At 56.4% G+C, this 13126-nt stretch carries 11 protein-coding genes; 8 read left to right on the top strand and 3 right to left on the bottom strand.

The window, feature by feature from the left end:
* Nucleotides 1–131: 131 nt before the first annotated feature.
* Genes AAC622_RS05315 through AAC622_RS05305 form a run of 3 tightly spaced genes read right to left on the bottom strand, consistent with a single transcriptional unit; the run spans nucleotide 132 to nucleotide 2283 of the window.
* The gene (locus AAC622_RS05315) at nucleotides 132–611 is read right to left on the bottom strand and encodes a CinA family protein (RefSeq protein WP_340260700.1); all 480 of its coding nucleotides are present in this window, start codon (nucleotides 609–611) and stop codon (nucleotides 132–134) included.
* The gene (locus AAC622_RS05310) at nucleotides 599–1087 is read right to left on the bottom strand and encodes a phosphatidylglycerophosphatase A family protein (RefSeq protein ID WP_340260699.1); all 489 of its coding nucleotides are present in this window, start codon (nucleotides 1085–1087) and stop codon (nucleotides 599–601) included. Before AAC622_RS05310 ends, AAC622_RS05315 begins: the two co-directional genes overlap by 13 nt.
* Nucleotides 1084–2283, bottom strand: a complete 1200-nt coding sequence (locus AAC622_RS05305; RefSeq protein ID WP_340260698.1) for a bifunctional 2-C-methyl-D-erythritol 4-phosphate cytidylyltransferase/2-C-methyl-D-erythritol 2,4-cyclodiphosphate synthase — start codon at nucleotides 2281–2283, stop codon at nucleotides 1084–1086. Before AAC622_RS05305 ends, AAC622_RS05310 begins: the two co-directional genes overlap by 4 nt.
* 192 nt (nucleotides 2284–2475) lie before the next feature.
* On the opposite strand from AAC622_RS05305, the gene dusB reads away from it, so the two are divergent.
* From dusB to hfq, 8 genes are all read left to right on the top strand, one after another.
* Complete coding sequence (gene dusB, locus AAC622_RS05300) at nucleotides 2476–3480, top strand: tRNA dihydrouridine synthase DusB (RefSeq protein WP_340260696.1); 1005 nt, start codon at nucleotides 2476–2478, stop codon at nucleotides 3478–3480.
* On the top strand, nucleotides 3477–4544 hold the full coding sequence (locus AAC622_RS05295; protein WP_340260695.1) for a two-component system sensor histidine kinase NtrB: 1068 nt from the start codon (nucleotides 3477–3479) through the stop codon (nucleotides 4542–4544). The genes dusB and AAC622_RS05295 overlap by 4 nt, the downstream gene beginning before the upstream one ends.
* Nucleotides 4545–4559: 15 nt before the next feature.
* Nucleotides 4560–5954: a response regulator gene (locus tag AAC622_RS05290; protein ID WP_340260694.1), complete on the top strand. Its 1395-nt coding sequence runs from the start codon at nucleotides 4560–4562 to the stop codon at nucleotides 5952–5954.
* 21 nt (nucleotides 5955–5975) lie between these two features.
* Complete coding sequence (locus AAC622_RS05285; RefSeq protein ID WP_340260693.1) at nucleotides 5976–8303, top strand: sensor histidine kinase NtrY-like; 2328 nt, start codon at nucleotides 5976–5978, stop codon at nucleotides 8301–8303.
* Nucleotides 8304–8316: 13 nt separating this feature from the next.
* Nucleotides 8317–9705, top strand: a complete 1389-nt coding sequence (ntrX, locus tag AAC622_RS05280) for a nitrogen assimilation response regulator NtrX (protein WP_340260691.1) — start codon at nucleotides 8317–8319, stop codon at nucleotides 9703–9705.
* A gap of 108 nt (nucleotides 9706–9813) precedes the next feature.
* Nucleotides 9814–11190, top strand: coding sequence for a Trk system potassium transporter TrkA (trkA, locus tag AAC622_RS05275; RefSeq protein WP_340260690.1), 1377 nt, complete (start codon nucleotides 9814–9816; stop codon nucleotides 11188–11190).
* Between the two features lie 47 nt (nucleotides 11191–11237).
* Nucleotides 11238–12746, top strand: a complete 1509-nt coding sequence (locus tag AAC622_RS05270; protein WP_340260689.1) for a TrkH family potassium uptake protein — start codon at nucleotides 11238–11240, stop codon at nucleotides 12744–12746.
* 132 nt (nucleotides 12747–12878) lie between these two features.
* Nucleotides 12879–13112, top strand: coding sequence for an RNA chaperone Hfq (hfq, locus tag AAC622_RS05265; RefSeq protein WP_317654620.1), 234 nt, complete (start codon nucleotides 12879–12881; stop codon nucleotides 13110–13112).
* Nucleotides 13113–13126 lie beyond the last annotated feature (14 nt).

Genomic DNA, 13126 nt, shown 5'->3' with positions numbered 1-13126 from the left:
TTCATTTGCCCGCCTCAAAGCGGGATTCATCTGACGAAAAAAGAGGCAAGCTGTTAAATGGGCGATGAAATCTTGGTCAATCTTCAAATTGGCGCGAAATTAATGCGCAAATTGCGCGCTATGATTAAATTTTAATCGTTTTGCAAAATGGCGTGGTGCAACAGGCGCAAGGCGTAATCGCGCGCGGCGATGCGCACATTCGCGCGTCCCAGCACACCAAAATCCACTTGCTCGAGCGCCATACCCGCAGGGCTTGCAAGGCCAAAGCAAACGCGGCCCTCAGGTTTATGCGCGCTGCCCCCTGGCCCGGCGATGCCTGTAATCGACACGGCTATATCGACCCCCGCACGGGTTTTGGCCCCAAGGGCCATGTCACGCGCCACCTCGTTTGAAACCGCGCCAAACGCCGCAAGCGTCTCAGGCGAGACACCGAGAAGGTCAATTTTGGCCTGATTGGAATAGGTGACAAAGCCGCGCTCAAATACGGCGCTTGATCCCGCAATATCGGTAAGCGCGGCACTGACCATCCCGCCTGTGCAGCTTTCGGCAGTGGCGATGCGTAGCCCCTTGTCGCGGGCTGTCTGGATGATATCCGCGCTTAAATCAGCCATAGATGTGCAATAGCGGCCAGAATTGCGACCACAAGCGCGGCAAGCCAGCCTGCAATCACATCATCCATTATCACCCAAACCCCGCCGCGCTTGGCATCTGCCCAAGCCACGGGGGCGGGTTTCCAAATGTCGAAAAGACGAAACGCGATAAAGGCCGTCAGAATGCCTGGCCACAGCGCCAAGATAGAGGCATCCGCGAAGATCGCCCCATAAGAGACGGGCCAAAGCGCGATCCATTGCCCTGCAACCTCGTCAATCACGAATTCCGAAGGGTCATCTTCGGCGCCATTGCGGATTTCTGTTTCAATCGCCCATGATCCAAGGGCAAAGACGGCGATTGTCGCCGTGGCAAGCAGCCAAAACCCGCCCAATTCATGCAAGGCCCATGCAAGCGGCAGCGCGGCCAAGCTGCCCCATGTGCCAGGGGCAGGGCGCAGGCGACCCACGCCAAAAACAGTTGCAATCCAATATGTCATGGTTTCACTAATGTCACTGTGGCCGTCGCGGCGATCCCTTCCTTGCGGCCTGTAAAGCCCAGTTTCTCGGTTGTTGTGGCTTTGACCGATACGCGATCTTGGTCGATACTCAGCAATTCTGCCAAACTCGCACGCATCGCGGCTGAGACGGGCCCGATCTTTGGGGCCTCGCACATGAAGGTCAGATCAACATTACTGATCCCATAGCCACGCGATGCTGCCAGTTTGACCGCATGAATGAGGAAAATGTCGCTTGGCGCGCCTTTCCATTGCGGGTCGGATGGCGGGAAATGGGTGCCAATATCCCCTTCGGCCAAGGCCCCGTAAATCGCATCTGTTACAGTGTGCAACCCAACATCCGCGTCCGAATGCCCTTTGAGGGCGCGATCATGTGGAATTTTCACCCCGCAGAGGATCACGTGATCCCCCGCGCAAAAGGCATGAACATCAAAGCCATTGCCAATCCGAATATCCATTGCGCCGTTTGCCCCTATGACATGGCCCGCGCGGATAAAATCCGCCGCTGTGGTCAGTTTAAAATTTTGTTCATCCCCCGCAACCACCTTAATTTTCACGCCATGCGCAAGGGCAATGGCGACATCATCCGCGGCGTCTTCGCCTGCGGCGGCATAGGCCTGTGAAATGGTGGAATAATGAAAGGCTTGTGGCGTTTGTGCGCGAAACAACCCATCTCGAGATTGAATTTGTGAAACGTGGCCTTCGCCCGCGCGCCACAGGGCATCGGTCATGGGCAGGGCAGGTGCGGCAGCAAAACAGCCGGGTTCGCGCAGCGCGGCAATCACATCTTGCACGATGCGGGCCGCCACAAAGGGGCGCGCGGCATCATGGATCAAGACTTGGGCTGTTTTATCATTCACAGCTGCCAAACCCGCCTGCACCGAGGCACTGCGCGTGGCCCCGCCAAGGGCGAATGTAAGTCGCGCGGCATCCGCGCCAAGCGCCTCACGGGCGAGCGCCTCATCATCGGGGTGAATAACCACGATGGTTTGCGCGAAATCCGCAGCATCCCAGAGCGCCCGAACGGCGCGGCGCAAAACAGGGACGCCCCCCAAACTGCGATATTGTTTGGGCAAACCGCCGCCTGCGCGCGTGCCCCGACCCGCGGCCACAACCAGCGCCACGAGCGGTGCGGCCGTCAAAGAGTGTGCGGTGTGGGATGGGTCAGATTTATCCATGGATCAGGTGATACGGGCTAAGCCTATGACGCACAATACGGATCAGCGTCCTGCACATTTTTTGGTCGTGGTGATTAAATATTGTGCATTTGTGTAAATTGCCCCAGTATAAGGTCGCGTTTCTTTTGATCTCCCGCCCCAAAGCAGATTAGGCCAAACCCATCTGCACAAAGAATAGGCAACACAGCGCACATGCCCATCCAACTTGGCGATATCACTCTTGACCCGCCCGTCTTTCTGGCCCCGATGGCGGGGATCACCGATTTGCCGTATCGCAAATTGGTTGCGTCTTTCGGCGCGGGGTTGGTCGTCTCAGAGATGGTTGCAAGCCAAGATATGGTCAATGCCAAGCCCGCCGCCCGCGCGAAGGCCGAGCTTGGGTTCGGCATTGCGGCCTCGGCTGTTCAATTGGCTGGCCGCGATCCCCATTGGATGGGGGAGGCCGCCCGCATGGCAGAGGCGGAAGGGGCAAGGATCATTGATATCAATATGGGCTGCCCTGCGAAAAAGGTCACATCTGGCTCAGGTGCAGGGGCCTGTGGGGCGGCTTTGCTGCGCGATCTGTCTCATGCCCGCGCCGTGCTTGAGGCGGTGACACGTGCAGTTTCGGTTCCCGTCACCCTTAAGATGCGCCTTGGTTGGGATGATGCCTGCGAAAACGCACCACAGGTCGCCCGTATGGCCCAAGATCTGGGGATTGCCATGCTAACCGTGCATGGCCGCACACGCGCACAGTTTTATAAGGGCCATGCCAATTGGCAGGCCATTCGCGCGTTTCGTGAGGTGGTTGATATTCCGCTGATTGCCAATGGCGATATCGTGGATGCGCAAAGTGCCACGCGGGCGATGGCGCAATCGGGGGCAAATGGCGTCATGGTGGGGCGCGGTGCGCAAGGGCGGCCTTGGGTGCTGCGCGATATCGCGGCGGGTCTATCGGACCAGACGCGCGCTGATACCCCCAAAGGTGCGGCTCTTTTTCAGATAATCGCGCGCCATTACGAGGATATGCTGTCCTTTTACGGCAAAACACTGGGGGCAAAGGTCGCCCGCAAGCATCTGGGTTGGTATCTGGATGCGGCTGGTGTAGGGGATGCACCACGCCGTGCCGTGTTGACCACAGATGACCCCGAACAGGTGTTGCGCCTGCTGCGTGCGGCGCTAACCGATGGGCTCGCACAAACGGGCTGCGCCGCATGAGCCCTGTCACATCCGACATGATCTGGTCATCCTTGCCGATCCCCGGGCTGATTATTGACGGGGGCGATTTGATCCTATCGGTCAATCCTGCGGCTGAGACATTTCTGAACGCATCCGAACGCAGTTTGACAGGCAACCCTGTCTGGGATCGCGTCTTTGTGGATGCCCCGATGGAGGAGGCTTTGGCCCGCGTGCGTCAAGGTCAATCCGCGCTTTTTGTGGGCGGTGTGGATGTTGGCACAGGATCCAAAAAACCAGTATCTTGTGACGTGCAGCTTGCCCCTGTGAGCGAGGGGGGCGATCAGGTGATGATGCTGCTTGAAAGCCGCGAATTGGCGGGGCGGCTTGATCGGGGCTTGGTCAGTAAATCCGCCGCGCGATCAGCCATTGGTATGGCCGAGATGCTGGCCCATGAGATCAAAAACCCGCTTGCGGGTATCACGGGTGCGGCGCAGTTGATTTCGATGAATGCCAGCGGCGAAGACCGTGAGCTGACCGATCTCATCGTAGAGGAAACGAGGCGTATAGTAAAACTGCTGGAGCAGGTCGAAGAATTCGGAAATCTACGCCCGCCTGAATGTAAGGCGGTTAATATCCACGACATCCTTGATCGCGCGCGCAAATCTGCGGCGGTGGGGTTTGCTGCGCATATGCGCATTTTGGATCAATATGACCCGTCTTTGCCGCCGACTTGGGTGGACTCGGATCAGATTTTGCAGGTGTTCTTGAACCTTTTGAAAAACGCCGCCGAAGCGGGCCGTGAAGGGGGCACAATCACCATTCGCAGTTTTTACGAGGCGGGCTTGCGACTGCGCAAACGCGATGGCAGCGCCGCATCTATGCCCCTGCAGGTCGAGATCATTGACGATGGCCCAGGCATTGCGCCCGAGCGTCAAAGCGAAATTTTTGAACCCTTTGTATCGGGGCGCGAAAATGGCACGGGGCTTGGCCTTGCCTTGGTTTCTAAAATCATTTCCGACCACGATGGCTGGATCGCGCTGGACAGCGTGCCGGGCCGAACTGTGTTTCGGATATCTTTGCCAATCGCGCCGCGCGGCGTGTGAGTAGGAGTTGAGACGATGGATGGCACCGTTCTGGTTGCAGATGATGACCGCACAATCCGCACTGTATTGACGCAGGCGTTGACGCGGGCAGGGTGCAAGGTTCACGCAACCTCTAGCTTGATGACGCTGATGCGATGGGTCGAAGAAGGCAAGGGCGATCTGGTGATCTCTGATGTGGTCATGCCCGATGGCAATGGCCTTGAGACATTGCCGAAGATCACGGAAACGCGCCCCGGCCTGCCGGTCATCATCATATCGGCCCAAAATACGATCATGACGGCGATCCAAGCCACCGAAAAAGATGCCTATGATTATTTGCCGAAACCCTTTGACTTGCCGGATTTGATGAAACGCGCGGCCCGCGCGCTGGATCAAAAGCGGCGGGCGGCTGTTGCGCCGCCTGCGCGGGATAGTGGCGCCGATGGCGAGGCGCGCGCCACTGTCGCGCAACATGATCTGCCGCTTGTGGGGCGCACGGCTGCGATGCAGGCGCTCTATCGATTGGTTGCGCGGGTGATGAACACCGATCTGCCCGTTCTGATTTCTGGCGAAAGCGGCACGGGCAAAAGCCTGATTGCGCGGGCGACCCATGATTTCTCAGACCGCCGCACGCTGCCTTTTGTTGTGGCAAGCGCCGATGATCTTGAGGGGGTCGATGGCCCCTCCACGCTGCTTGCGCGGGCCAAGGGCGGCTCGATCCTCTTTGATGAGGTGTCTGATCTCAGCGATGAGGCGCAGGCCCGTATCGTGCGTCTGCTTGACACGCTGCGCGAGAATGATGCCCGTGTAATGGCCACAAGCCAGCGCGATCTGTCCGAAAAAATGGATGCAGGCGATTTCCGCCAAGATTTATTCTACCGCCTTGGGGGCGTGTCGATTTCTGTGCCCTCCTTGCGCGAAAGGGTGGATGATATTGCGCTTTTGGCCGAGCATTTCTTGATCCGCGCTGAACGCGATGGCATGCCCTTGCGCCGCTTGTCCGATGATGCGGTTGAATTGATGCGCGCCTATTCATGGCCGGGAAATGTGCGGCAATTGGAAAACACTATTCGCCGTTTGGTGGTCACAGGGCAGGGCGAAGAAATCGCGCGTGCCGAATTGCAAATTGTGCTTGGCAATCAGCCTGCGATGGAGCCATTAACGGGCGGCGGCGGTGGGGATCGTTTATCCGCCTCTGTGGCCAAGCATTTGCGGCGTTATTTTGATCTCCATGGCGGTGTTTTGCCGCCTCCTGGCTTGCACGCACGAATCCTGCGCGAAGTTGAAACGCCCCTTTTGGAAATCGCGCTTGAGGCCACGGGCGGCAATCAGGCGAAATGCGCCGATTTGCTCGGGATCAATCGAAATACCCTCAGAAAGAAAGTCTCTGATCTCGATATCCGCGTGACACGGCGGCGCAAATTGATGTAAACCCGCCACAGGGCGTGACATATGAGCGACATATGGCGCGCGTCAGGCGAAATTAGTGGCCGCTTTTGCGGGCCGCGTAAAAGACAGGCGGGGCAGGTGGCAAAGCCATCAAATGATAAGGCGATATCGGCTTGGCGCCGATTGATCCTGTTACAAAGCACCAAACGCTTGCGCAATGCGGGCACATTGGGGCTTGTAACGCTCGGGCCTGTATTGGCGCTTTTGACCTTTTTGGTGCTTGGCCCGCTTGGCGATTTAGCCTCTTCGCCTGCCTTGCGCCTGATCTTGTTGGCGGATTTGGTCTACATTCTTGTAATTGCCGCGCTCGTGGCGCGCCAAGTGGTGCGGATGATCGCAGCACGGCGCAGCCGCTCGCAAGGATCGCGATTGCATATGCGCCTGACAGGTGTCTTTGCGATTGTTGCACTTTTGCCGACCATTTTGGTCGCGGTCTTTGCAACCATTACCTTGAACATGGGACTTGAAGGATGGTTTTCGACCCGCGTTTCAGGCGCGCTTGGCAATTCGGTGGATGCGGCCATTGCTTATCAACAAGAACATCGCACGGATTTAGACGAGGATGTGCGCGCCCTTGCGGCCTTTTTGGACAATGCCGCCCGCAATGACGGGGCTGCCACCGATGGCGACCTTCGCCGTCTTTTGGGGCAAGGGCAGGGCCTTATCCAGCGTGGTCTGCGTGAGGCTTATGTGATCAGTGCAGCAGGCGAAATTCGCGCGCGCGGGGAGCGCTCGTATTTATTTGATTATGATCAACCCAGTGACCCTGATCTTATCCGTGCGACTGAGGGTGAGGTGGTGTTGATCGAAGATCGCGCCCAAAACGAGTTTCGCGCCCTGCTGAAGCTCTCGCAATATCTTGACCGTTATCTCTATGTCAGCCGCGAGGTGGATGGGCAGATTATGTCACTGCTTGATGAAACCCAACAAACTGTGCAGCTTTACAGACAATTGGAAAATGAGCGCGGGCGCGTGTTATTCGAATTTGGCCTGCTCTATATTGGCTTTGCGCTGATTGTGATCATGGCGGCCATTTGGTTGGGGCTGTGGTTTGCCGAACGTCTGTCGCGTCCTGTGGGGCGTTTGGCCGCCGCCGCCGAACGGATCGGTGAAGGTGATCTTGAGGCGCGCGTGCCTGAAGAAAAAAGTGGCGATGAAATCGCAACGCTTGGCCGCGTGTTCAACCAGATGACCTTGCAACTGAAGGCGCAGCGCGATCGTTTGGTTGAACAAAATGATAGAACCGAGGGGCAAAGACGCCTCTTTGATAGTGTGCTTGGGTCGGTTACGGCTGGCGTGATTGGTGTCACAGCAGAGGGCGATGTTGAGTTTATCAACCGCTCTGCGCAGCGGCTTTTGAGCCTGTCTGAAGATGAATTGCACCATCACGGTGCCTTGGCGGCGCTTGTGCCTGAATTTGCTGATCTGCCCTCGCGCTTGCGGGAACGGGGCAGCGATACGTTGCAAGAGGAATTGCGCCTCACCCGTAATGGGGCGCAAGAGACGCTTTTGGTGCGCATCGCGGTGCGGGGGCGCAGTGATGGCGCGATTGAGGGATATGTGGTTGCGTTTGATGATGTCAGCGATTTGGTCGCGGCACAGCGCATGGCCGCATGGGGCGATGTCGCGCGGCGCATTGCACATGAGATCAAAAATCCACTCACCCCTATTCGTTTGTCAGCGGAACGTGCGGCCCGTAAATTTACTAAGATTTTGCCGGAAGAAGACGGTCAAAGCCTGAAAGAGTTGACCGATGTGATCGTGCGCCAGACCAATGATCTGGCCCATATTGTGGATGAGTTCTCGCGCTTTGCGCGTATGCCTGAACCAAACCGCCGCCGTGAGGATATCGCCAAACTGTTGGAGGGGGTTGTGACTCTTCAACGCGCAGGTCAGCCTGAGGTTGAGATCACCCTCACAAAGCCCGAAGGCGAGATTTGGGCGGAGATTGACGCAACCATGATTGGGCAAGCGTTTACCAATTTGATCAAAAACGCGGGCGAGGCCATCGAAACATATCGTGAGAAACATCCACAAACGCCCCATCACGGCGAGGTTCGTGTGGCTTTGGCGATTGAAACTGGTGCCGCGCAGCCCGTACTAAAAATCACAATCAGCGACAATGGAATTGGCCTGCCCGAAGACCGCGCGCGCCTCTTCGAGCCCTACGTCACCACCCGTGAAAAGGGGACGGGGCTTGGCCTGCCGATTGTGAAAAAAATAATCGAAGAACATGGCGCAAGCCTAGAATTGAGAGATGCGCCGCCATTTGGGGATGGCGCGCATCAAGGAGCGCAGGCGGTGATCCACCTGCCGTTAATGATTGGCTAAATGAGGGGTATTCATGGCTGACATACTTGTTGTCGATGATGAGCGTGATATTCGCGAATTGGTTTGCGACATTCTGCAGGATGAGGGGTTTTCCACGCGCATGGCGGGAAATTCCGATGAATGCATGGCGCAATTACAGCAAGAGCTGCCCGCGCTGATCATCCTCGATATTTGGCTTAAAGACAGCCATATGGATGGGATTGATATCCTCAAAACGGTCAAGCGCGATATGCCTGAAGTGCCCGTGGTCATCATTTCTGGTCATGGGAATATCGAAATCGCGGTGGCAGCGATTAAACAGGGGGCTTATGATTTCATTGAAAAGCCCTTTAACATTGATCAGCTATTGGTGGTCATTCGCCGCGCTATGGAAACGTCCAAACTGCGTCGCGAGAATTCGGCACTGAAACGTGGCGAGACGCGGGTTGGCGACATGCTTGGGCAATCTGCCACCTTTCGCAATCTCAAATCACAATTGGATAAGGTCACGAAATCCAATGGTCGCGTGATGCTGACAGGCCCTGCGGGGAGCGGCAAGGAGATGGCCGCGCGCTATATTCATGCGCATTCCAACCGTTCGGACGGGCCTTTTGTCACTGTGGCCTGTGCCGCGATTGCACCTGATCAGATGGAGGTGGTGCTATTTGGCCGCGAAAGCCCCGAACGCGGGGTTGAGCAGGGGTTACTTGAGCAGGCAAATGGCGGTGTTTTGCTGCTTGATGAGGTGGCGGACATGCCCCTTGGCACGCAGTCGAAAATCTTGCGGGTTTTGGTCGATCAGGCCTTTACCCGCGTTGGCGGTGCTTCAAAGGTGCATGTGGATTTGCGGGTGATTTCCTCGACCACAAAACATCTGCCAAACGAAATTTCCGAAGGTCGCTTCCGCGAGGAGCTGTATCATCGCCTCAATGTTGTGCCGATTGAGGTGCCAAGCCTTGAAGCGCGCAGCGAAGATATTCCCGTCTTGGCTGAATATTTCATCGAGATGTTCCACCGCGAGCAAGGTCTGGCTTTGCGCAAAATTGCCGATGATGCGATGGCAACTTTGCAAACCATGCGCTGGCCAGGCAATGTGCGCCAATTGCGCAACTTAATTGAGCGCGTCTTGATCTTGGGCGAAGGGACAGGCCCGATCAGCTTGGATGAACTTCCTATGAGCGATGAAGGAAAATCAGCCACCAGTGAGGCCAGCCTCTCACCGGGTTTGACCATGCTGCCCTTGCGCGAGGCGCGTGAATTGTTCGAACGGCAATATCTGATGGCCCAGATCAACCGCTTTGGCGGCAATATCAGCCGAACTGCGGGCTTTGTCGGGATGGAGCGCAGCGCGCTGCACCGCAAGCTGAAATCGCTCGGCGTGGTGACATCTGGCAAGACGCAAGCAGGCGAAGAGGTGGAGTAAGCCACGATCATGCGGGTGGGTATTGGCAATTGACCCCGTGCTGGGTTTCTGCCAATCCTGATCCCCTTGAAGGCGCACTGAACGTTATCGCGTAAGGATACGGGAAAGATGAAAGTCATCATTTGTGGCGCGGGCCAAGTGGGTTGGCAAATTGCGCGACATCTTTCAGGCGAAAGCAACGATGTAACGGTGGTGGATAATAACCCCGAATTGGTGCGCCGTGCGACCGATACGTTGGATGTGCAGGGCCTCACGGGGTTCGCCAGCCACCCTGATGTGCTAGAGCGCGCAGGCGCGCGCGATGCCGATATGGTTATCGCAGCTACTTATTCTGACGAGGTGAACATGGTCACCTGTCAAGTGGCGCACTCGGTCTTTGGGGTTCCGCGCAAAATCGCGCGATTGCGCGCGCAATCCTACCTAAAGGCGGATTATTCCGATCTCTATCGTAGGGATCACCTGCCCATTGATGTTGTAATTTCCCCCGAACGCGAGGTGGCCGAGGCCGCATTGCGCCGCTTGTCACAACCCGCAAGTTTTGAGTCCGAGGTATTCCTCAGCGGTAAAGTGCAGCTGCTTGGCATTCAGCTTGAGGATGACAGCCCCGTCTTGGAAACTCCGTTGCGCCAGTTGACGGAATTGTTCTCGACCTTGCGCGCGATGGTCGTTGGGGTGCGCCGTGACGGCACGCTCTTTGCCCCCGAACCTCGCGATCAGCTTTTTGCAGGGGATCAGATTTACGTCTTCACCCATACGGATGATGCGGCGCGCACCCTTGAGATTTTTGGCAAAACGCAATCGCGCCAAGAACGTGTTGTGATCATTGGCGGGGGCAATGTGGGTCTTGCTGTTGCGCGCAAATTGGAAAGTGCTGCACATCGCCCCCGCGTGCGTCTGATTGAGGCCAATCGCGCCCACGCTGAAAGGGCGGCAGATGCGTTGGAACGCTCCATCGTGCTTTATGGCGACGGCATGGATATCGAAATCCTGCGCGAGGCGGGGATTGATAAATCAGACGCCGTTCTTTGCGTCACAGATGATGATAAAACCAACCTTCTCGCCTCTGTGCGCGCCAAGGCCGAAGGGGCAGGGATGGCGATTGCGCTTGTGAATGATCCTACTATGGTGCCTATGATGGGGCCATTGAACATTGATGCCTATGTCAACCCGCGTGCAACCACAGTGTCGAGCATCCTGCGCCATATCCGCCATGGCCGTGTGCAAGGGGTTTATTCAATAGGCGATGCCGAGGCCGAGATCATTGAGGCCGAAGTGATGTCAACCTCGCCGCTTGCAGGTAAGCAAATCCGCGATATCGAATTCCCCGAGGGCGTTTTGGTTGGGGCGCTGCTGAAAGCGGGGGATGTGATCCGCCCTGCAGGCTCGACCCGTTTGGATGAGGGCGATATTATCGTGATGTTCGCTTTGTCGAAAGATGTGCCTGCGGTCGAGGCCCTGTTGCAAGTCTCGGTCGATTTCTTCTAAGCAGCCGCCGCTGCGGCCCGCCCGTCTAGTCAGCCCGTGAAGTCATTATGAGCATTGGTCAAAGCATCGCTAAACTGCCGCTTTTCGTGATCCTCATCGGGATTTCGGCAGGGGCGATGTTATTGCCCTCAATCGTGGCTTTGGGGCAAGACGATATGCCAACAAGCCGCGTCTTCTTTTACAGCGCGATTTTATTCTTCATCTTGGCAATGCTTCTTGGGTTTGTAACCACCAGTTCTGCGTGGGTGCAAACGGGGTGGACACAATTGATCACCTTGCTTTTGGCCTATCTGCTTTTGCCGCTGATCTTGGCTTTTCCCGTGAATGCCTCCATGAAGGATGCCCGGTTTTTCACCTGCTATATCGATATGGTTTCGAGCCTAACTACGACAGGCGCCAGTTTCTTTGATGCAGAACGCCTCAGCGACCCGTTGGTGATGTGGCGCGCGACTGTGGCGTGGTTTGGCGGTTTCTTAATCTGGCTCTCTGCGATTGCGATTTTGGCACCGCTGAATTTGGGCGGCTATGAGGTGACATCCGAGGCGCAGGTGCAGGGGCTTCAGACCCGATCAGCAGGGCAGATGCGCGCCGCTACGCCAGAGCAGCGCCTTGTCAAACATGCACGCCGCTTGGCCCCGACCTATATCGCCGTGACGATTATCTTGTGGGTTTTGCTGATGATCACTGGGTCGGAAAGCTTGCCCGCGCTGATCCATGCAATGTCAACCTTGTCCACATCGGGGATCAGTTTGAATGGTCAAATCGGCTCTGTTGGGGCCGAGGCGATGGTTTTGATCTTTTTTATCTTCGCCCTGTCACGCCGCAGCTTTACCCATGCGTTGAACCGCGAATACCCGCGCCGCATGTTAAAAGATCGCGAAGTGCGTTTGGCCTTAGCCGCGATTGTGATCGTGCCTGCGCTATTGTTCCTGCGCCATTGGTTTGGTGCCGTTGAGACGGAAACAGCGCGGTTTTCAGATGCGGTTGCATCCCTATGGGGGGGCATATTCACCGTGGCCTCTTTCCTGACCACAACGGGCTTTGTCAGCCAAGGCTGGGATGCTGCAAGCCAATGGTCTGGCATTGATGCGCCGGGCATGGTGTTGATCGGTCTGGCCCTGATGGGGGGTGGGGTTGCGACCACGGCGGGCGGGGTGAAGTTGCTGCGGGTTTACGCGCTCTATAAGCACGGGTTGCGAGAGGTCGAGAAACTGATCCACCCGCATTCGGTCGCGGGCGCAGGCCGCTTGGGGCGGCGTATCCGCCGTGAGGGGGCCTATATCGCATGGGTGTTTTTCATGCTTTTGACCCTCTCCATGGCGCTGTTCATGTGTCTTTTGGCGGCCACGGGCCTCGATTTTGAAACCGCCATGATTTTGACCATCTCTGCGCTCACCACCACAGGGCCTTTGGTCGCTGTTGGGGGGGGAACGGCGATCAGCTTTACGGGTCTGAATGACCTTGCCAAAATGTTATTGGCCTTTGCGATGATTGTGGGGCGGATGGAGACATTGGTGCTGGTCGCTTTGATCTCGCCCCAGTTCTGGCGCGGTTAATATATATTTTTTCACGTTTTATTTTGGCAGTTTGAAATCGGGGTTTAATTTTCCCAAAATTATCTTCATACTTTACGCAATCTGATAGTGTTTGGAGCCAACCAAACAGCACAACGATAAGGCGAAACTAAAATGGCCGACACGAAAACAAACTTGCAGGATTCTTTCCTGAACCATGTGCGCAAGGCAAAAGTGCCTGTGACAATTTTCTTGATTAACGGGGTGAAGCTGCAAGGCGTCATCACTTGGTTTGATAATTTCTGCGTGCTTCTGCGCCGCGATGGCCAGTCGCAGCTTGTCTATAAGCATGCGATCTCTACGATTATGCCCGCGCAACCAATCAGTCTCTATGAAGGCGAAGAGTGACGCCAAATAAAGGC

This window comes from Roseobacter sp. HKCCA0882 (genome assembly GCF_037805225.1).
Lineage (GTDB): Bacteria > Pseudomonadota > Alphaproteobacteria > Rhodobacterales > Rhodobacteraceae > M30B80.
This window is presented reverse-complemented; position numbering and strand designations above follow the sequence as displayed.

Coding starts and splice junctions, on each gene's coding strand:
- dusB (WP_340260696.1), top strand. CDS start 2,476: ATGCCCATCCAACTTGGCGATATCACTCTTGACCCGCCCGTCTTTCTG.
- AAC622_RS05310 (WP_340260699.1), bottom strand. CDS start 1,087: ATGACATATTGGATTGCAACTGTTTTTGGCGTGGGTCGCCTGCGCCCT.
- hfq (WP_317654620.1), top strand. CDS start 12,879: ATGGCCGACACGAAAACAAACTTGCAGGATTCTTTCCTGAACCATGTG.
- AAC622_RS05285 (WP_340260693.1), top strand. CDS start 5,976: ATGAGCGACATATGGCGCGCGTCAGGCGAAATTAGTGGCCGCTTTTGC.
- AAC622_RS05270 (WP_340260689.1), top strand. CDS start 11,238: ATGAGCATTGGTCAAAGCATCGCTAAACTGCCGCTTTTCGTGATCCTC.
- AAC622_RS05305 (WP_340260698.1), bottom strand. CDS start 2,283: ATGGATAAATCTGACCCATCCCACACCGCACACTCTTTGACGGCCGCA.
- AAC622_RS05290 (WP_340260694.1), top strand. CDS start 4,560: ATGGATGGCACCGTTCTGGTTGCAGATGATGACCGCACAATCCGCACT.
- ntrX (WP_340260691.1), top strand. CDS start 8,317: ATGGCTGACATACTTGTTGTCGATGATGAGCGTGATATTCGCGAATTG.
- trkA (WP_340260690.1), top strand. CDS start 9,814: ATGAAAGTCATCATTTGTGGCGCGGGCCAAGTGGGTTGGCAAATTGCG.
- AAC622_RS05315 (WP_340260700.1), bottom strand. CDS start 611: ATGGCTGATTTAAGCGCGGATATCATCCAGACAGCCCGCGACAAGGGG.
- AAC622_RS05295 (WP_340260695.1), top strand. CDS start 3,477: ATGAGCCCTGTCACATCCGACATGATCTGGTCATCCTTGCCGATCCCC.